The organism is Thermoleophilum album (assembly GCF_900108055.1).
Taxonomy (GTDB): domain Bacteria; phylum Actinomycetota; class Thermoleophilia; order Solirubrobacterales; family Thermoleophilaceae; genus Thermoleophilum; species Thermoleophilum album.
This window is the reverse complement of the sequence record NZ_FNWJ01000002.1, coordinates 441,234-460,341: the sequence shown is the minus strand read 5'-3', so window position 1 is coordinate 460,341 and position 19,108 is coordinate 441,234. Positions and strand designations below refer to the sequence as shown.

The window sequence follows — 19,108 nt, the reverse complement described above, 5'->3', positions numbered from 1 at the left end:
GGCAGGCAAGGCGGGCGGCCGCTAGGAAGGCGGTCGGGCCACCCGCGCCGACCACTAGCATCCGCGGCGGTGGCCTCGAAGCGACAGATCCGCGTCGGCGGCGTCCCGATTGGCGGGGGCGCACCCGTCGCCGTGCAGTCGATGACGAAGACCGAGACCGCCGACGTCGCGGCGACGCTCGCCCAAATCCAACGGATCGCCGAGGCCGGCGCCGACCTCGTGCGCGTCGCTGTGCCACGCGACAAGGACGTTCAGGCGCTGCGGGAGCTGGTGCGGCGGTCGCCAATTCCGATCGTCGCCGACATCCACTTCAACCACACGCTCGCCCTCAAGGCCGTCGATGCCGGTGCCCACTGCGTGCGCATCAACCCCGGAAACATCGGTGGTCGCGAGAAACTCGGCGAGGTCGTCGAGAAGGCGCGCAGCGCGGGCGTACCGCTGCGCATCGGCGTGAACTCCGGATCGCTACCCAAGCACCTCCACCAGCTCGAGCGTGAAAACCCGGTCGAGGCGCTGGTGCGGGCGGCGGTCGAGGCGGTCGAGCTGGTCGAGTCGCTCGATTTCCACAACTTCAAAGTGTCGGTGAAGTCCACGAGCGTTCCCGACACGATCGCCGCCAACCGGATGCTCGCCGAAAGGATCGACTACCCGTTGCATCTCGGGATCACCGAGGCCGGAACCAAATGGTCGGGGACGATCAAGTCGGCGGTCGGGCTCGGTGCGCTCCTCGCGGATGGGATCGGTGACACCATCCGCATCTCGCTCTCGACCTTCCACGCGGAGGAGGAGGTAAAGGTCGCGTGGGAGATTCTGCGGGCCCTCAAGCTCCGCTCGCGTGGTCCGGTGTTGATCGCCTGCCCGACCTGCGGGCGCCTGCAGTTCGACATGGACACCGTGGTCGCCGAAATCGAAGAGCGGCTGCAGGCCTACAGCGAGCCGATCGAAGTGGCGGTGCTCGGTTGTGCCGTGAACGGGCTCGGCGAGGCTGCGCACGCCGACTTCGGAATCACCGGCGCGCGCAACGAGGGACTTATCTTCGCCCACGGCAAGCCGTTGCGCAAAGTCCCGCAGGAGCGGCTGGTGGACGAACTGTTCCGGGTGATCGACGAGTCGCTCGCGGCCGGGCGCACCGTGTACGACGAGCGCGAAGCAGCCGAGGGGGCCGCCTGGCTGGAACGCATCGAGCGCGAGAACGCCGGTGACCTGACGCCCGAACGGCTGGCGGCGATGGAGGCTGCGGCCGCCGCCGAACAGGCGCTTAAGGAGGCGGCGCCCCTGCCCCTTGCAGCGACACCCGGCGCGCCCAAAGCCAGGCGGATCGAGGTCGCGCGCGACGACGAGCGCGGCGCGCAGGGCGAGCGGCCCGCGGCGGCCAGCGGCGAACGGGTTGCCGGGCGCCGCTTCACCCGCGCGCGCTAGGCCTCGGTCTTAGACTCCAGCCACCTCGATGGCTCGGCTATCGCGCTACTTCCTGCCCACGCTGCGCGAGGACCCTGCGGATGCAGAGTCGGTATCGCACCGTCTGGTTGTACGCGCGGGTTTGGCGCGCCAACTCGGAGCCGGGCTGTGGACGCTGATGCCGGCACTCTGGCGCGCCCATCGCCGCTGCGAGCAAATCATCCGCGAAGAGATGGACGCCATCGGCGCGCAAGAACTGCTGATGCCGGTCCTCCAGCCCGCCGAGCTGTGGCGGCGCACCGGCCGCCTCGAGATTGAGGAGCTGTTCAAGCTGCGCGACCGCCGCGACGCCGAGCTGGTACTCGCGATGACGCACGAGGAGGCGATCACCTGGCACGTCGCTCGCGAGGTCCGTTCGTACCGCGAGCTGCCGATGATCCTCTACCAGTTCCAGGTGAAGATGCGCGACGAGCCGCGGCCGCGCGCAGGGCTTTTGCGTGTGCGCGAGTTCGTAATGAAGGACGCCTACAGCTTCGACCGCGACGAAGAGGGCCTCGACGCCGCCTACGAGCTGCACCGGCGCGCGTACGCGCGGATCTTCGACCGCTCCGGCCTCGAGTGGTACGAGGTCCAGTCGGACGTCGGGATGATGGGCGGCTCGGCGGCCCACGAGTACATGGCGCCGTGCCCGGCCGGCGAGAACGAGATCGCCCTCTCCGACGCCGGCTACGCCGCGAACGTCGAGGTGGCACGCGCTGAACCCGCGCCCGCGGAGGGACTGCCCGCGCCACGACCGGCGCCGGAGCGGGTCGCGACGCCCGGTGCCCGCACGATCGAGGAGGTGTCGTCGCTGCTCGGAGTGCCTGCGGCTGCGCTGATCAAAGCGCTTCCTGTGCGCACGCGCTCGGGACGCACGCTGCTGGTGCTGGTGCGCGGCGACCACCGCCTCAACGAGGTCAAGCTCCGGAACCACCTGGGCGAGGAGGTGCGACAGCTCACCGCCGAAGAGATCGAGACCGATCTGCGCGTGCCCCCCGGGTTCATCGGCCCCGTCGGGATCGACGTGCCGGTGCTAGCGGACGAGGCTCTGCGGGGCCTGCGCGGTCTGGTCGCTGGAGCCAACCAACCCGATGCCCATCTGGTCGGCGTCGAGCCGGGTCGCGATTTCGACTGCGCGTGGGCCGACGTGCGCCGCGTGGAGGCCGGTGACCGTTGTCCGCTGGGCGGCACGATCAGGATCGAGCCGGCGATCGAGGTTGGCAACATCTTCAAGCTCGGCACGCGTTACTCGGAGCCACTGGGGGCGACCTATCTCGACGAGCAGGGGCGGGAACGGCCCATCGTGATGGGGTCTTACGGAATTGGGCCGGCGCGCGTCGTCGCCGCGGCGATCGAGCAGCGTGCCGACGAAGCAGGCATCGTTTGGCCGCAAGCGCTGGCGCCGTTCGACCTCCATCTGGTCGCCTTGGGGCCTCCCGGCGAGCGCGCCCGTGAGGTGGCAGACTCGCTTTACGAGCAGCTGTGCGCACGGGGCGTGGCCGTGCTCTACGACGATCGCGAGACGGCGACGCCAGGAGAGAAGTTCATGGACGCCGATCTCCTCGGGCTGCCGCTCCGCGCGACGATCGGTCGGAAGGGCGTCGAGCAGGGGGTAGTCGATTTGCGCCGCCGCTCCGACGGCGAGACATGGCGTCTGCCACTCGACCAGGCGCCCGAGCAGCTGGCCGCCCTCGTGCGACAAGGAGTCGCAGACACGGCAGCCGCGGCTGGTGCTGGCTAGAGGCGCCGCCGCACCGTGGACGACCGCTCGACGCCGGATCCAACACCCTCGCCCGAGCGACGCCGCGCGCGCCGGGGCTTCCGGGTGCTCGCCGGGATCGACCGTCGCCCGCTGCCGTCGCCCGAAGAGATCGCGGCCGGGCCGCTGCGACCGCTGACGCTGCCCAACCTGGTCGACTACGCGCGCTTCGTGGCCCTCGGCGCGTTCATCGCCCTGGCCGTCGAAGTCGGCCATCGCAGCGCTGGCCTCGCCCTGCTGTTCGCAGCGATCGCCGCCGCCGACTACCTCGACGGACTGCTGGCTCGGCTGACCGGGCAGTTCAGTCGGCTCGGGCTGCTGCTCGACCCGCTGGTCGATCGCCTGCTCGCGCTGGCCGGGGCCGGGGTTTGCCTGGCTTACGGGTTCCTCCCGGAACCCTTGCTGCTGGCCCTGGTCGCGCGCGAGCTTGTGACGCTCGCGTTGGCACGGGTCGCGCTCGCGCGTGGGCAGGCCTTGCGCATCAACTGGCCTGGACGTATCGCTGTCGCCTTCGTTTTCGCGGCGCTCGCTGGAGCGCTCTGGCAGGAATCCGCGCTGTGGGTCGTATTACTGGCCATAGGGGTGGCCAACTCGCTTGCGGCCACGACCCTTTACGTGCTAGATGGCCTGCGCCGGCCATCCTCGTCGAGAGGCCAGAGGCGCGACGATAAGCCAGGTGCAGAGGAAGCTTCAAGCTTCGGTTGAGGTTCCTATACTCGCAGTCGAACGAGAGGAGCGGTACCCGGATGATGGACACCTTTCCCGACCTCGGGTCGCTGAGCGACGAAGAGCTCAAGCAGCTAATCCAGCAGCTCACCGAGGAAGAGCAGGAGATCTCCTACAAGCGCCGGATCCTCCACGGCAAGATCGACATCCTGCGCGCGGAGCTCGTAAACCGGCTGCGTCGTAGGCGCGAGGAGGGTGAGTCGATCATCACCGGCGCCGACGTTGAGCAGCTCACCAACATCCTCGCGGGTAAGTCGCTTCCCGACGACGAGGGCTAGTGCGGCGTGCACTGCCCGGAGTGCGGACTGCTGAACCCCGAGGCAGCGCGCTACTGCCAGCGCTGCGGTGCTTTCCTGGCGCGGGTCGGGGAGGTCGAGGGTGGCACCACCGAGGCGTACCAGATCGACGAAAGCGGCGAGCTGCGACCGGTCGACATCGAGGAGGTCGCGGCCGGGACCGGCGCCTTGGTGATCCGCGCGGGCGGTGGACGCGCCGGCGAGGTTTTCGAACTGGCGGCGGATCGGGTGACGATCGGGCGGAGTCCCGACTCCGATGTCTTCCTCGATGACGTCACGGTTTCGCGCAACCACGCGGTGATCGTTCGCCGCCGCGACGGCTTCTATATCGACGATCTCGGTTCCCTGAACGGCACTTACGTGAATCGCCGGCGAATCGACTCGCACCGTCTGGCGCACGGCGACGAGCTGCAGATCGGGAAGTACAAGCTCACTTTCCTCGAGCGGTAGCAGAGACCAGTGGTCCGCCAGGTCGAGAGCGAGGCGGGGGCCGCGGCGCAGGCGGCGCAGACGGCCTCCGAAACGCCCGACGAGCGCTCCACCGGCGCCCCCACACCGGCCACGGAAGCGCGCCCCGCGACCTCGCGCGGGCTCACGATCGGGGCTGTCTGCAAGCAGCTCGAGCGCGAGTTTCCCGGACTCTCGGTCTCGAAGATCCGCTACCTCGAAGACCAGAAGTTGATCTCGCCACGGCGCACGCCCGGCGGCTACCGCATCTACACGCACGCGGACGTCGAACGCCTGCGCACGATCCTGCGTCTCCAGCGTGACGAGTTCCTGCCGCTGCGGGTCATCCGGCAGGAGTTGGAGGCGCGGGGTCAGGCGATCAGTGAGCGCGGGGCGGCGGTTCACTCGGGCGTCGTCGGCCGCCGCCAACCCGCCCTTTCGCTGCGTCATCCGCCCTCGCTGCGACCCGCCTCGGAGGTTCTCGCCGAACTCTCACTGGACCCCGCGCTGCTGCGCGAGCTGCGCGACTACGGGATCGTCGAGGGGACGCTCCGCGACGGCGAACTTCTACTCGACGAGAGCGAGCGCGAGATTCTGCGGGTCGCTGCAGAACTCCGCTCATACGGCGTCGGTGGGCGCAACCTCCGCGTGTTACGGACCTCGGCGGACCGCGAGGCGGCGCTCCTCGAGCAGCTGCTGGCACCGAGCTTGCGCTCGCGCAACCCAGAGCGCCGCAAACAGGCGCTCGAGCAGCTGGAACGGCTGGCCGAGCGGTTGTCGCAGCTGCGCCAGCTGATGCTCCTGCGCGATCTCCGCAGGCTCGCCGGTTAGGCTCCCGCCCGCCTTGGATCTCCGTCGCTACATCGCGGATATCCCCGACTTCCCGCGCCCCGGGATCGTCTTTAAGGACATCACACCGCTGTTTCTCGACCGTGCCGCGTTGCGCTACGTCGTCGACCGCTTCGCACAGCTCGCTCGCGAATTGCGCGCCGACTTCGTGCTTGCTGCCGAAGCGCGCGGCTTCGTGTTGGGTGGAGCGATCGCTGCGGCAGCCGACGCTGGCTTCGTGCTCGCCCGCAAGCCGGGGAAGCTGCCGCGCGAGACGGAGTCCGTCGAGTACCAGCTGGAGTACGGCGTCGATGCACTCGAGATGCACGCCGACGCGCTCGCCGGCGGCGCCCGCGTGCTGGTCCACGACGATCTCCTGGCCACCGGGGGTACCGCCTCCGCGCTCTGCGAGTTGGTGGAGCGCAAGGGAGCCGAGGTCGTCGCTTGCGCGTTCGTCATCGAGCTCGCGTTTCTCGGCGGCCGCGCGCGGCTTGCCGGTCGCCGCGTGGAAAGCCTGGTGGTGTTCGACTCGCCGTGACCGTAAGTCGCGAACGAACCGTGGCGGCGCCGCGTGACAGCGTCTGGGAGCTGATCGCTGAGCCGCGCAACTTCAGCCGCTGGTGGCCGCGAGCGGTGCGTGCGGAGCGCGCTGCGGGGGGCAGGTGGCGAGCGTGGCTAGCGCCTCCCCGGCGGCCGCAAGCGACCGTCGCGGTTCTCTACGAGCGCGGGCAGGCCCGCCGACCAACGCTGCTCTCGTTCCGCCAAGTCGTCGAGGGGACACCGTTCGCACGCACCTTCCGAGCGGTCTCGTGGTCGTTCGAACTGCACGAGGAGGCGCCTGCCAAGACGCGCGTGCGCGGCCGCGCCGACCTCGAGCTGCGTGGCCTCGCGCGGCTCGGAGGCTGGCAGGTGCGGCGTGCCTTCCGCCGCACGCTGGACGATGCCCTTGGTGCCCTCGCTCAGGCACTAGAGACTGGAGGTCCGGGTAGATGAGCGCCGTCCGCTTCGATCTCGACGCTCCGCGTGCCGGGCCGTCGCCGCCGGTCGCGCCGATGCGCTGGTGGGGCTGGGGCAGCGACGCACAAGCCGCGCAGCTGTCACCTACCGCGCTCGCCTTGCTCCGCGAGCGGCTCGGGCTGGACGGCGCTCGGGTTGACGCGCCGGTGCGGATCACCGATGTTGCGTTGTCGGAGCCAAACCTGCCGCCGGCGACTTTGGCGGCGCTGCGGACGTGTGTCGGCGAGGCACACGTCCATACCGATCGCCTGGCGCGCATCAGTCACGCCGCCGGCCGCAGCTACCCGGATCTCGTGCGCCTGCGCTCGGGAGCGGTCGAGCATCCTCCGGATGCCGTGGTGATGCCAGGCTCGGCGGACGAGGTAGCGCAGCTCCTGTCGCTCGCCAGCGCGGAAGGCATCGCGGTAGTCCCATTCGGCGGTGGAACCAGCGTCGTCGGCGGCGTCGAGCCCCTACGCGGGCGCTTCGACGTTGTTATCTCGCTGGACTTGCGCCGCCTCTCCTCGCTGCGGGAGGTCGACGAGCGCTCGCGACTGGCGCACGTCGAAGCAGGAATCCTTGGCCCCGCCCTCGAGCGTGCGCTTGCCGAGCGCGGGTTCGCGCTCGGACACTATCCCCAGTCGTTCGAATACTCGACCGTGGGCGGCTGGGTTGCTGCGCGCTCCGCCGGGCAAGCCTCGAGCGGTGTCGGACGCATCGACGACCTCTTGGCGGGCGTCGACCTGGCGACACCGACGGGCACGATCTCGCTGCCAGCGCTGCCGCCCAACGCGGCTGGTCCCGACCTGCGGCGCTTGGTGCTCGGCAGCGAGGGGGTGCTGGGCGCGATCACTTCGTGCACTTTGCGAATCCGCCCGCGCCCGCAGGCGCGTCACGCGGAGGCCTGGTCGCTGCCCTCCTTCGAAGCGGGCTGCGCGGCCCTGCGACAGCTTGCCCAGCGCCGTTGTCTACCCGACGTAGCACGTCTCTCCGACGAGCAGGAGACGGACGTCTCGCTCACCTTGGCCAGCAACACGACCGCTGTGGCTTGGCTCCGGCGGTACCTTCGCCTGCGCGGGCAGCGCCGACCGTGCCTGGTAGTGACGATCTACGAAGGGGAAGGCGACGAGGTGGCTTGGCGGCGCGCCCGCTGTCGACGCGCCCTGCGTGCGCACGGAGGTGTGCCGCTAGGCGCGGCGCCCGCCCGCAGCTGGGAGCGTGAGCGCTTCCGCGGTCCTTACCTGCGCGACGAGCTGCTCGACCGCGGTGTGCTCGTGGAGACGCTCGAAACGGCCACGACCTGGTCGCGACTCGGGGAGCTTTACGGCGCGGTCCGCGAGGCGCTCCGCACGGCGCTTGCCACGCCAAGCAGCGAGCCCGTAGTGATGTGCCACGTATCGCACCTCTACGAAACCGGCGCCTCCCTGTACTTCACCTTTCTCGCACCGGTCGCGCCCGACGAGCGTCTACAGCGCTGGGCGCAGGCGAAGCGGGCGGCTTGCGATGCAATCGTCGCCCACGGCGGCACCATCAGCCACCACCATGGTGTCGGTCGCGATCACCGTGACTGGCTCGTGCACGAGGACGGCGAGCGCAGCCTCGATGCCCTGCGAGCGCTCAAGCGTGAACTCGATCCGCAGGGCGTCATGAACCCCGGCAAACTGCTGCCCGACGAGTGACTCCGGCGACCGGCTTCGCGCGCCGGCCACTGCCGGTCAACGGGCGGAGCGAGGCCGGGGGAGGGGCGCGCGCAGGATCGACCGACCGGAGTGTGCGGGGTTGCCGTCGAGCGCCTCGCGCGAGATCTCGACGAACCGGAAGCGCCCAGCGTCGCGCGGCAGGCGCGCAATACCGACGAAGTCGCCCCGCGCGTCCGTTACCTGGCCGCCGAGCGAGCGGAGGTCGCGACGGTCGTTGTAGAGCCACACCTCGTACACCTCGCGCCTCGTAGACGGCGGTAGCCCGGCTGCCTGAATGTTCAGTTCGAGCGAGTTGCCCCGTCTGACGAGGATCACGATGCCCGCGGGCCGGCGCTTGGCAGCCACTTGCGCCTGCGCATAGGGCGAATCGGCCGGCGGTTGCAGCAGCGTGTAGCCAAGTACGACCGGCGCCACACTTCTGGCGCTGCTGACTGGCCGGCGTGCCGCCTCGGCACCTGGTCGCTCGCTACCGCCACCGCGCAAGAGGCCAATCGGCCAGACGGCAACGGCCAGCGCAAGCACCGCGAGCACCACCGCGGAGGCGGCGTACAAAAGGCGTGGCGAGCGCCGCGCCAGCTGCACGGCGCTATCACCCGTGCGCAAGCGCGCAAAGCGCTCACGCAAGAGCCGAATTTGCCCGCCGAGGGGTCGCACACGTTCGGCGCGGGCCCGGGACCGCCGGGGGCGTGCACGCGTGCTCTGCGTGGTGGCCGAGGCGCTCGGCGCTGGTGCGGGGCGGTGCGCAGCGGTCGACTGCTTGGGGGTTGCGCTTTCGCCGCGGGCGACTGGCGTTGGCCGCGCACTGGCACCGTTCAAGCGCCCGGTGACCCCGGGCACCTCCGGTACTTCATCCCCGAGCAACGGCGCGAGCGCGTCGAGAACCGATGCCGCCCATGCCCGCGCCGCCTCGGCGCGACGCAGGTGACCGCGCGTTGCCTCCGCATCGACGTCGTCCTGCTGCGCCAGCAAGTAGTCCACCACGTCGCTGCGCCACTCGGGGTCGACAGCACGCGAGGTCACCGGAGCGAGCGCCACCAAGGCGTCCTCGGCGAGAGCGCGCGCCCGCGCCTCCGAGAGCCCGAGTTGCCGACCGGCCTCCCGGTAGCTGAGGCGACGCTGCAAAAGCAGCACCAAAAGCTCCCGCTGCTCAGCCGAGAGGCCGTCGAGGCCTGCGCTCATCGCGGCCGAACGATAGCCTGCGGCGGCATGCGCCAAGGACGGTCCCTCGACCCGAGTCGGACACTCGATGGCGTGCTCGGCTTCGAGCTTCTCGAGCTCAAGCCAGAGCAGGCGCGCGCTCGCTTCCGTGTTGAGGACCGCGTGAGGCAACCGTTCGGAATCGTCCACGGAGGTGCCTACGCGGCGCTCGCCGAGTCGCTCTGCTCGGCGAGTACGCACCTCGCCGTGACCGGCGAAGGCAAGTACGCGGTCGGACTGTCGAACCAGACGAGCTTCCTGCGGCCCGTGTCAGAAGGCACGGTGCACGCGCAAGCGCGGGTCCGTCACCGTGGCAGGACGACCTGGGTTTGGGACGTCGACCTCACCGACGACGCCGGCCGCTTGTGCGCGGTCGCGCGCGTCACGCTTGCCGTGCGGCCGCTCGATCAGCTGCCGGGGGCGGCTCGCGCCGACTCTCCACAGGAGTCGGCCGGTACCGATTCGTGATCGGCAGGCGCCGGTCACGGCCGAACGCTCGCACCGAGACACGCACCCCCGGTGGTGCCTGTCGGCGCTTGTACTCGGCGCGGTCGACGAGTTCGATGACGCGCTCCACCGTCTCCGCCGGTAGACCCGCAGCGATTAGCTCGGCAGCGTCTTCATCGCGTTCGACGTAGCCCTCAAGGATGCGATCGAGGAGCTCGTAGGGCGGCAACGAGTCCTCGTCGCGCTGGCCCGGTCGCAGCTCTGCGCTTGGCGGTCGCTCGATCACGCTCTCGGGGATCGGGGGCCGCTCGCCCCGCGCCACCGCAAGCTCGTTGCGCCAGCGCGCGAGCCGGTAGACGGTGGTCTTGAAGACGTCCTTCAGCACGCTGAAGCCGCCGGCCATGTCGCCGTAGAGAGTGGCGTAGCCGACCGACAGCTCCGACTTGTTGCCGGTCGTCAAGACCAGCCAGCCGAACTTGTTGGAGAGCGCCATCAAGAGCGTTCCGCGGATGCGAGCCTGAACGTTTTCCTCGGTGACGTCGGGCGGCCGCCCCTCGAAAGCCGGTCGCAGCATTGCGCTGAAAGCGTCCATGGCTGGCGTGATCGGTATCTCTCGCAGGCGCGCCCCGATGCGTTGGGCGAGCTCGTGCGCGTCGCGACGAGTGCCCTCGGAGCTGTAAGGCGAGGGCATTGTGAGCAGCTCGACCCGTTCGCAGCCAAGCGCGTCGGCGGCAATCACTGCCGTCAAGGCCGAGTCGATGCCCCCGGAGAGACCGATCAAGACCTTGGCGAAGCGGTTCTTCTCGACGTAGTCGCGCAGGCCCAGCGCGAGCGCGCGGTAGATCTCCTCGTCGGTGCCGAGCAGCTCGGCGCAGCGCCCGGTCGGCCCCTTAGCTGCCGGCTCGCTGCGGTCACGGGCGCCGCTGCCGCCGCCGCTGCTGCTGCCACTCCTGTCGGTGTCGCTGTCGCTCCCGCTGCTCCTGGTGCTGCTGCTGATGCTGCGGTGCGGCGCCGCCGTTACCCGCTCGACGCTGACCTGGCGCGCCACGTCCATCAACGGGGCTGCCGCCGAGCGGTGGCGGGGGTCGCGCAACCGTTGGGCACGGACCGCCGCCGGATCGACATCGACCAGCAACAGCTCTTCATGGAACTGGGCAGCCCGCGCAACCACGCCGCCACGGTGGTCACAGACCAGCGAGTGCCCATCGAACACGAGCTCGTCCTGGCCACCCACCAAGTTGCAGAAGACCACGTAAGCGACCATGTCGGCAGCGCGCTGCCGAAGCATCCGTTCGCGATCGTGACCCTTGCCGCGGTGGTACGGCGAGGCCGAGAGGTTGACCACCACCTCGGCACCCGCCAGCACCTGATCGACATGGGGGCCGTCGGGAATCCAGATGTCCTCGCAGACGGTGATTCCGAGCGTCGCAGCGGGGAGCTCGACGATCAACGGACGGGTCCCCGGCCGGAAGTAACGACGCTCGTCGAAGACCCCGTAGTTGGGCAGGTGGATTTTGCGGTGTGCCGCGATCACGCGTCCGCCGGCGATCACCGCGGCCGTGTTGTAGACGTCGTCGGCGAGCAAGGGAGCACCGACGAGCGCTGTCAGCGTTTGTGGCAGCTCGCAAGCCAGACGCTCGAGCTCGGCAGCTGCCCGCTCCAGAAAGTGCGTCTTGAGTAACAGGTCCTCGGGCGGATACCCGGTGAGTGCGAGCTCCGGGTACACGACGAGCTCGGCTCCCGCGCCGGCGGCGTCGCGCGCGAGCGCAACGATGCGCTCGCGGTTACCAGTGAGGTCACCGACGACGGCGTCGAATTGAGCTAGCGCAAGCCGCACACGGCGATTATCCAATCCCGTCGCTCGTGCCGCGGGCCGCACCACGGCCTTCGCTCCCGGTTTTCGCCTCGGCGCCCTCGCCGCCTTCCGCCAACCACTCCGGTCGCGGATAGGGCGAAGGCTCCTCGAGCTCGATGCCAGCCGCTTCCGCCAGCTCGGCCATCGACCGCCGCACGCAGCGGGCGAGCGTGCGCAGATCCCACATTCGGTCGTAGTCGCCGATCAGCCCGAAGTTGATGCGGCCGTCGTAGCTCATCAACGCTACGCCGAGGGTCTGATCGGGAGCTAGCGGCACCACCGGGAAGGGGTCGATCAGCCGCCGCCCGAGCATGTAGAGCGGGAACTGGGGTCCGGGAACGTTCGTGACGACCAGGTTGAAGACGCGCTGGGTCGCGAACAGCCGGCTGGCTTGAGCGAGGATTGTGGGCGGCGCGAAGTCACCGAGCTCGGTGAGAACCTTCGCACCGACGGCCTGCCCCGACTCCTTGAGCGCCGCCATCTGATCGCGCACGATTGCGAAGCGCGTGGCCGGATCGGCGCACCACACCGGAAGCGTCGCGATCATCAGGGACACGCGGTTGCCGAGCGCGCCCCGCTCGACGTCGGCACGAACGCTGACCGGCACCAACGTCTTTAGCTCGACACCCTCGACCCGTTCGCCGCGAACCAGCAAGTGGTGGTGAAGGGCACCGGCGACGCACGCGAGCACGACGTCGTTGACGGTGCCGCCCAAGCGTGCCTTGATCGCGCGAAGGTCGGCGAGCGAGAAGCGCACCCAGTCGAAACGGCGGTGGGGTCCGATCTTGCCGTTGTAGGGGGTGCGGGGACCGCCACGCAGAAAGGCCGCGCGCGCGAACTCCAGCGCACCGCCGATCCCCCGCCTTAGATCGGAAACCACTTCCTCGGGGTGGGCCAGGCTGCGTTGCGCGACCTTGGCCAGTTCGAGCGGCGTCCGCAGCGGCCCGGCCAGCGATTCGACCAACAGCTCCGCGCGACTCGGCAACGGACGCGGTAGCCAAGGAGGGGGCGGCGGGGTGGGGGAGGGCTCGGGCGTGGCATCCAGCAAAAGCGTGACGACGTCGACGCCGGAAACGCCGTCGACCACTGCGTGGTGCGTCTTGGCGATCACGGCGAAACGGTTACCTTCGAGGCCCTCGACCAGCCAGAACTCCCACAACGGGCGCTCGCGGTCGAGCCGCTGGCCGAGGATGCGCGCGGCGAGCTCCTTGAGTTGCTCTTCGGAGCCCGGTGCCGGGAGGCCGGTGTGCCTGACGTGGAAGCGCAGGTTGAAGTGGGGGTCGTCAACCCAGCGTGGGCGATCGAGCGGCAGCGGCGGCGCAAGGAGACGTTGGCGGTAGCGGGGTACGAGGTGCAACCGGCGCTCGAACACTTCGATCAAATCGTCATAGCGCGGAGCTTCGCCGGCGAAAGTCAGCACCACGCCGATGTGCATGTGCGCGTTTTCGTTCTCTATCTGAAGGAAGGCCGTATCCAGGCCACCCAGACGCTCACCGACCACGTTCGGAACCTCCACTCGAGGCTTTTACGCAAAGCCTGAACGCTAGCGCGGCGTGCCCCAAGCGTCGCGTTCGGCACGCAAACGCCGCAAGCGCGCTATGTGACGCACCTCACGCTGGCCGGCCAACTACGCCGTAGCCTCCCGGGGTCGTCGTGTAAGGAAGCGACCAAGACATACGCGGCCCAGCCGAGCCGCTGCGCCCAGGGCGTAGCGGGCGGGGGAACCAAGGTCCGCGCTGATCGCTCAGCGATCTGTGCGTACAGGGGCGAATCGGCCGGTGTTCCGGCTGTAGCGCGAGCGCAGGAGGCAGCCCCGCGCGAGCCCGTCAGCTAACTCCGTAGGCAGGGCCGGGAAAGGAGCGCAACTCGTGTCCCCCAACGCCGGCCCGGCCGGCGCGCGTGGGCGTGCGATCGGCGCGCTCGCGATGGTGATCGCGAGCGCAGGCGGCACTGCCTACGCCGCGCAGGCCAACCAGACGCAGCTGACGAACGGGATCCCAGAAGCCGCAACTGCTGCGTCGACACCAGCAGCAGGCCTGGAACTCAGGGTTAAACCGCGGCGACCGGTCTACGGGCAACCAGCCACGGCTAGCGGCCACGCGCCGGGTGCTGACCTGGTCGTACTCGAGGAGCGGCGGCCACCGCGCGGATTCACGCCGATCGCCGCCGTCCGTCCAAACGCCCGCGGCGGCTTTGCCTTCACGTGGTCGGCGCGGCGCTCCGGAGTGCTGCGAGCGACCTCGTTCGCCGGCGCGGCGCTGATCGGTCGTTCGAAGCCCCAGCGACTGCGGGTCGCGGTGCGACTGCGTGCGGCACTCGGTCGCCGGCATCTCCTAGGTGGTGGAACACTCGCTGTACGAGCGCGCCTCGGGACCCCCGGCGCGCTTACCCTGAAACTGCAGGTGCGCCCGCGCAACGGCCGTTGGTCGACGATCGGGCGCCGACGCGTGATGCGCAGTGGTCGGGTGCGCTTGCTTGGGCGCTTGAGCGGCCCTGGTGTCTGGCGTGTACGGATCGTTGCGCAACCGCTCGCGCGCGGCCTCGAGCGGGGCGCGAGCCGCCTGCTTGGTCGAGTGTTCGTCTACCGACCGTCGTACGCCTCGTGGTACGGACCGGGGCTCTACGGCGGCGGGCTCGCCTGCGGTGGGCGTCTGACACCTGCGACGGTGGGCGTCGCGCACCGCTGGCTTCCCTGCGGCACGCGGGTGGTTTTCCGGTTCGGTGGTCGCACGGTGGTCGCCCGCGTGGTCGACCGTGGCCCGTACGTCGGGGGCCGCGAATGGGACCTCACTGCCGGCCTCAAGCAGCGACTCGGTTTCGGGTCGACCGGTGTCGTCTGGGTCGCCTACTGAGCCGGCTAGCGCTAGAGCTTCTGGCGAATCGGCCGCAGGAGAATCTCGTTGAGATCGACGTGGGGCGGCTGCTCGAGGGCGAAGACGACGCAGCGCGCGACGTCGTCGGCCTCGAGCGCCCCCGTCGGTCGCTCGTCAAAAAACGGTGTGTCGACCATTCCCGGCTCGATCAGGGTGACCTTGATGTCGGTCTCCGCAACTTCTTGCCGCAGCGCCTCGCCGATGGCCGTCACGGCGAACTTGGTCGCCGAGTAGAGCGAGCCGGGCAAGGCCCGGCGGCCCGCCACCGAGCTCGTAACCAGAAAGTGCCCGCGACCCTGTTTTAGGAAGTAGGGCAGGGCGGCGCGGATCGAGTAGGCGACACCGAGGACGTTGGTCTCGACCATCGCCCGCCAGTGTTCGGGCGTTTCCTCGAGAAAACCGCGGCGAGCCCCGAACCCGGCGTTCGCGAAGAACGCGTCGAGACGCCCGAAGTGCTCCAATGTGCGCTCGACGAGCCGTTGCTGCTGATCGAAGTCGGTCACGTCGCACACCACCGGTAGCGCCACCTCCGGACCGCCAAGCTCGTCGGCCAGACGCTCCAAGCGATCTCCGCTGCGGGCGCTCAAGATCACCCGCCAGCCAGCTTGCCGAGCGGCGCGCGCGGTGGCTGCGCCGATGCCGCTCGAGGCGCCCGTGATCACGAGCGTGCGCTTGCCGTCGCCATTTGGCGGGTCACTTGAGACGGCTGCCATCAAGGCACAGCATAGGAGAGACCTCTCAAACCGCCTGTCGCTTTCCAACTGTCCAGTTGTATAGTCGTCCCTTCGATGGGCGGTAGCACTTCGCCGAGTGCGCCGCCCAGCGAACTGAAGGGAGAGCGAGCCCCAACTGAGAGGTGAGCAGATGTCAGGAGCGCCCGATCATCAGTCGCCCATAGCTCAGGGTCAGCATGCGGATTCCCCGGCAGGGTCCGATCAGCGCTGGCGCGATTCGGCCGGGCCGATCGGTCGACTCGGCGTGCTCGCAGGTCGCCGCCGCAAGCTGGTCGCCGCGGGCTGGGCGGTGTTGGTGCTCGGGCTCGGCGTTCTCGCACCACGGGCCGAGCATGCACTCTCCGGCGCCGGCTGGGAAGCCTCAGGGTCCGAGTCGGTGGCGGTTCGTAACGCCGCCGACAAGCACTTCGGCGGGGCGTCTTCGAGTGCTCTCCAGGTGATCGTCACCAGCAGCCGCGCGAACGTCGACGACCCGCGTGTGGTGGGCTTCCTGAGGGAGCTTCGGCGCACGCTGTTGAGCGATCGCCGTGTGCGTTCCGTGCGCCTGCCGCAGCCAGGCGCGACGATCGCTCAGGATCGGCGCACGGCGGTCGTGCAGGCCTTTGCAGCAGCGCCACCAGACGAAATGGTGCGCGCTGCGGGCGCGCTCAAGAAGAAGATCGCGCAGCTCGAGCGGCCGGCTGGTGTCACTGCCTACCTGACCGGCAGTTCGGCGATGTGGTCGGACTTCAACGAGGCCAACAAGTCGGCGATGCTGCAGTCGGAGCTTCGCTCTTGGCCGGTGACCTTGGCGATCCTGCTCGTGGCTTTCGGGTCGCTGGTAGCGGCGGGCTTGCCGTTGATGCTCACGATCGCTGGCCTGGTCGCCGCCGCCGGCTTGCTCTACCTCACGACCCTCGCCTTCGACGTCTCGATCTGGGCGATGAACTTCGCGCTGATGTTCTCGCTGGCGCTCGGTATCGACTATGCACTGTTCATCGTCTACCGGTTCCGCGGCGCCTTGGAGCGAGCCGGTGGCGAAGTCCTCGCGGCGCTCCGCGAGACGATGGATACCGCCGGCAAGGCCGTGCTTTTCAGCGGCCTCACGGTGCTCGTGTCGTTGAGCGCGGTGCTGTTGGTGCCGAGCCCCGCGTTCCGCTCGATGGCCCTGGGAATCATGCTCTCGGTGGTCTTCGTGCTGGCCGCTTCGCTGACGCTGCTGCCCGCTGTGCTGGCCGCCCTGGGTGACCGCGTCGACCGCTTTGCGTTGCCTTGGGTGACGGCCGGACGCCACCGGTCGCCGCTGTTCGCGGCATGGGGGCGACGCTTGTGGGCGCGACCGATCGCGTGGGGTCTGCCGGCGCTGCTCGCGTTGGCTGCGCTCTGCGTGCCGCTGGCGAAAGTGGAGACTGGTATGCCCTCGATCAAGGTCGTCCCTAAGGACGGCGGCTCGCGCCTCGGCTACGCAGCCATTCAGCGGGCCTTCGGCGAAGGTGCACCCGGCGCGCTACAGGTGGTCGCACCGGCCGCACGGGCCGACGAGGTGGTGCGCGTCGCACGCACGGTGCCGGGCGTGGCGGCTGTCACTCCGCCGCTACGGGCGACTTCTGGCGACCTTGCTCTGGCGCAGGTCATCCCGACCGCTGACCCGTCGAGTGCCGCAGCGAAGCGCACGATCGATCGACTGCGCGAGCGGCTCCCGCGAGGGGCGCAGGTAGGTGGTGCTGCTGCCGAGTACCGGGATCTCGAGGCGGCGCTGGCGGCGCGCACCGTGCCAGTCGTGCTGCTCGTGCTCGGGCTCGGCTTTCTGCTCCTGTTGGTAGCGCTGCGGGCACCGTTGGTCGCACTCGTCGGGGTGGTCACGAACCTGTTCGCTACCGGCGCCGCTTTCGGTGTGGCGAAGTTGATCTTCCAGGACGGGCACCTTTCGAACCTGCTGGGGTTCGAGTCGCAGGGCTTCCTCGACGCGTGGGCACCGGTGTTCTTCTTCGCGATGGTGTTCGCTATCTCGATGGACTACTCGGTCTTCCTGCTGAGCTCGGCGCGTGAGCATCGCGACCGCGGCGAGTCGGCGCGCGAGGCGATGATCGGCGGAATCGCCCACTCCGGGCGTGTCGTTTTGGCGGCCGGCGCGGTGATGGTCGCGGTGTTCTTCACCTTCGCTCTCTCCGGTCCGCTACCGCCCAAGGAGATGGGCGTGATTCTCGGCACCGCGGTCCTGCTCGACGTACTGCTGGTGCGCTTGCTGCTGGTTCCGGTCGCCTTGCGACTCCTCGGTGAGCGCGCTTGGCGGGTGCCCGGCTGGCTCGACCGTTTGCTGCCACACGTGCACTTCGGTCACGGCCAGAGCCGCCTCGCGCCCACGCCAGAGCCCGCGGTCGCGCGTGTCGGTTCCTAGCGACGAAGGTTCCTAGCGACGAAGGAAGGAGGAGCAACCATGAGCCGCATCAACAACGTGGCGGTCGACGCCGTCAGTGCGACCGCGCAAGCGGTGTCGGCGAACCGTCAGGCGGGGCGCATGTCGGTGAGTCTCGAGGGGGAATGGAACCTCGGCGAAGGACCGCAGTTCGTCGGTGAGGTTCCACTTGCGAACGGTTCGACGGTTCGTCTGGAAGCGGACTTCCCGCCGCCCCTCGGGGGCACAGGCAGCGCGCCTAACCCCCTCGTTTACTGCCTGTGGGGCGGGGTCGCCTGTTACGCGATGACCTATGCGTTGGAGGCTTCGCGCGCAGGTATCCGTCTGCGCGCCTTGCGTGCTCGGGTAGCTGCGACGGTCGACCAGGCGCGCGCTCTCGGTGTGGCTGACGACCCGCCGGTCGAACGCATCGTGTGGGAGCTCGACGCCAGCGCTGAAGCGCCGCGCGAAGAGCTCGAGCGAATCAAGCGTTTGAGTGACGAACGCTGCCCGGGCGTCTACTGCATCACCAATCCGATCGCCCTGGAGACGCGGCTGAGTTAAGTCGCGTAATTACCTCGGGGCTAGAGCCACGCATTAGGGCGATTAGGGCGGCGCCCTTAGGACTATTCGAACTACGCCTTAGGGCTACGCTTGGCGTGTGCGCGTGGAGCCGCGGGGAAGCTGCTGCGGCGCGTCGTGGGCGGGCTACGAAAGTTTCTTTGTGCGCGCCTTCGATCCCGCTGGTCGTCGTGCCCTGTGGCTGCGGCAGACGTTCCTGTGGCGAGCGCGTGGCGAGCCACTCGGCAGCGCCTGGCTGACCTGGTTCGACGGTGAACGTAGCCAGGTGCTGCAGGCCCGCGATACGCAACCGGTGGCGCAGCTCCGGCCGGGTTTGGTGGTCGCGGCCGAAGCTCGGTTGTGGGAGAAAGAGGGGACGCTGCAACTCGAGGGTCGTTGTCCCCGTTTGACCGCCGAGGAGGCCGCTGCCCAGCCAGAGGGTTTCGTCGATCGCGCCGCCGGGAACTTGAACGAGCGCCGGCAAGGCGCCTCGCGCGACGCGTCCTCGATCGTTCGCTGGCAGCTTGCAGTGCGGCCGCTGGAGAGTCCCGCTCGCCCGCTTTCGCCGAGTTTCCTTTATCGCACCCCGTTCCCGCGCGCGAAGACGGAGACTCCGGTGCCCTGGGGAAGCATGTCCGGCACGGTGTCGATCGGCGACGAGCCACCGCTCGAGCTCCGTGAATGGCCGACGATGCTCGGTCACAACTGGGGGAGCGAGCATGCGCCGATTTGGGCTTGGACCTACGTTCCCCTGCAGGAGGAGCGCGGGGAGGCAGAGGGGGAGGTAAGCGGCGCCCCGCCCAGCGGCTGGCTCGAGCTGGTGGTACGCCGACACGCGGCGCGAAGCGGGCGAAGGTGGTGATGGCGGAGCGCTGAAT

Annotated in this window: 18 protein-coding genes and 1 riboswitch; of the genes, 14 read left to right on the top strand and 4 right to left on the bottom strand. The window is 69.3% G+C overall.

What is annotated here, in order from left to right:
- Window positions 1–69 precede the first annotated feature (69 nt).
- The 9 genes from ispG to BLW41_RS08215 are packed head-to-tail and all read left to right on the top strand — an operon-like array spanning window position 70 to window position 8,168.
- A complete protein-coding gene (gene ispG, locus BLW41_RS08255; protein ID WP_093118080.1) occupies window positions 70–1,419 on the top strand; it encodes a flavodoxin-dependent (E)-4-hydroxy-3-methylbut-2-enyl-diphosphate synthase in 1,350 nt (449 codons plus the stop codon).
- 28 nt (window positions 1,420–1,447) lie between these two features.
- Window positions 1,448–3,178, top strand: a complete 1,731-nt coding sequence (locus tag BLW41_RS08250) for a proline--tRNA ligase (protein ID WP_093118078.1) — start codon at window positions 1,448–1,450, stop codon at window positions 3,176–3,178.
- A gap of 15 nt (window positions 3,179–3,193) precedes the next feature.
- Complete coding sequence (locus BLW41_RS08245) at window positions 3,194–3,901, top strand: CDP-alcohol phosphatidyltransferase family protein (protein WP_093118076.1); 708 nt, start codon at window positions 3,194–3,196, stop codon at window positions 3,899–3,901.
- Window positions 3,902–3,942: 41 nt separating this feature from the next.
- Window positions 3,943–4,200, top strand: a complete 258-nt coding sequence (locus BLW41_RS08240; protein WP_218138346.1) for an RsiG family protein — start codon at window positions 3,943–3,945, stop codon at window positions 4,198–4,200.
- Window positions 4,201–4,206: 6 nt separating this feature from the next.
- Entirely contained in the window at window positions 4,207–4,668 is a 462-nt protein-coding gene (locus BLW41_RS11395) for a double zinc ribbon and FHA domain-containing protein (RefSeq protein WP_093118072.1), read from the top strand.
- Window positions 4,669–4,677: 9 nt separating this feature from the next.
- On the top strand, window positions 4,678–5,496 hold the full coding sequence (gene ftsR / locus BLW41_RS08230; RefSeq protein ID WP_093118070.1) for a transcriptional regulator FtsR: 819 nt from the start codon (window positions 4,678–4,680) through the stop codon (window positions 5,494–5,496).
- Window positions 5,497–5,509: 13 nt separating this feature from the next.
- On the top strand, window positions 5,510–6,031 hold the full coding sequence (locus tag BLW41_RS08225) for an adenine phosphoribosyltransferase (protein ID WP_093118068.1): 522 nt from the start codon (window positions 5,510–5,512) through the stop codon (window positions 6,029–6,031).
- Between the two features lie 20 nt (window positions 6,032–6,051).
- Entirely contained in the window at window positions 6,052–6,486 is a 435-nt protein-coding gene (locus tag BLW41_RS08220; protein WP_177169425.1) for an SRPBCC family protein, read from the top strand.
- Window positions 6,483–8,168 carry an FAD-binding oxidoreductase gene (locus BLW41_RS08215; RefSeq protein ID WP_218138345.1) on the top strand — a complete coding sequence of 562 codons (1,686 nt, stop codon included), beginning with the start codon at window positions 6,483–6,485 and terminating at the stop codon, window positions 8,166–8,168. The genes BLW41_RS08220 and BLW41_RS08215 overlap by 4 nt, the downstream gene beginning before the upstream one ends.
- A 36-nt stretch (window positions 8,169–8,204) precedes the next feature.
- Here BLW41_RS08215 and BLW41_RS08210 read toward each other — a convergent pair whose 3' ends face one another.
- Window positions 8,205–9,368: an anti-sigma factor domain-containing protein gene (locus BLW41_RS08210; RefSeq protein WP_093118064.1), complete on the bottom strand. Its 1,164-nt coding sequence runs from the start codon at window positions 9,366–9,368 to the stop codon at window positions 8,205–8,207.
- A 27-nt stretch (window positions 9,369–9,395) separates the two neighbouring features.
- On the opposite strand from BLW41_RS08210, the gene BLW41_RS08205 reads away from it, so the two are divergent.
- Window positions 9,396–9,854, top strand: coding sequence for a PaaI family thioesterase (locus tag BLW41_RS08205; RefSeq protein WP_093118062.1), 459 nt, complete (start codon window positions 9,396–9,398; stop codon window positions 9,852–9,854).
- Here BLW41_RS08205 and BLW41_RS08200 read toward each other — a convergent pair.
- Window positions 9,769–11,670 carry an NAD+ synthase gene (locus BLW41_RS08200; RefSeq protein ID WP_093118060.1) on the bottom strand — a complete coding sequence of 634 codons (1,902 nt, stop codon included), beginning with the start codon at window positions 11,668–11,670 and terminating at the stop codon, window positions 9,769–9,771. The two genes, BLW41_RS08205 and BLW41_RS08200, sit on opposite strands and share 86 nt — an antisense overlap.
- A 7-nt stretch (window positions 11,671–11,677) precedes the next feature.
- Window positions 11,678–13,204, bottom strand: a complete 1,527-nt coding sequence (locus BLW41_RS08195; protein ID WP_093118058.1) for a WS/DGAT/MGAT family O-acyltransferase — start codon at window positions 13,202–13,204, stop codon at window positions 11,678–11,680.
- Window positions 13,205–13,363: 159 nt separating this feature from the next.
- Window positions 13,364–13,548: riboswitch (cyclic di-AMP (ydaO/yuaA leader) on the top strand.
- Window positions 13,549–13,556: 8 nt separating this feature from the next.
- Between BLW41_RS08195 and BLW41_RS08190 the strand changes: the two genes are divergently transcribed.
- Complete coding sequence (locus BLW41_RS08190) at window positions 13,557–14,540, top strand: septal ring lytic transglycosylase RlpA family protein (protein WP_218138344.1); 984 nt, start codon at window positions 13,557–13,559, stop codon at window positions 14,538–14,540.
- 11 nt (window positions 14,541–14,551) lie between these two features.
- Here the strand turns inward: BLW41_RS08190 and BLW41_RS08185 are convergent, their stop codons facing one another.
- A complete protein-coding gene (locus BLW41_RS08185; RefSeq protein ID WP_093118056.1) occupies window positions 14,552–15,274 on the bottom strand; it encodes an SDR family oxidoreductase in 723 nt (240 codons plus the stop codon).
- A gap of 151 nt (window positions 15,275–15,425) precedes the next feature.
- On the opposite strand from BLW41_RS08185, the gene BLW41_RS08180 reads away from it, so the two are divergent.
- The 3 genes from BLW41_RS08180 (at window position 15,426) to BLW41_RS08170 (ending at window position 19,092) form a co-directional block, all read left to right on the top strand.
- Window positions 15,426–17,672 (top strand): MMPL family transporter, encoded by a 2,247-nt coding sequence (locus BLW41_RS08180; protein ID WP_093118054.1) that lies wholly within the window; start codon window positions 15,426–15,428, stop codon window positions 17,670–17,672.
- A 39-nt stretch (window positions 17,673–17,711) separates the two neighbouring features.
- A complete protein-coding gene (locus BLW41_RS08175; RefSeq protein WP_093118052.1) occupies window positions 17,712–18,233 on the top strand; it encodes an OsmC family protein in 522 nt (173 codons plus the stop codon).
- Between the two features lie 97 nt (window positions 18,234–18,330).
- On the top strand, window positions 18,331–19,092 hold the full coding sequence (locus tag BLW41_RS08170) for a hypothetical protein (protein WP_093118050.1): 762 nt from the start codon (window positions 18,331–18,333) through the stop codon (window positions 19,090–19,092).
- Window positions 19,093–19,108: the final 16 nt, after the last annotated feature.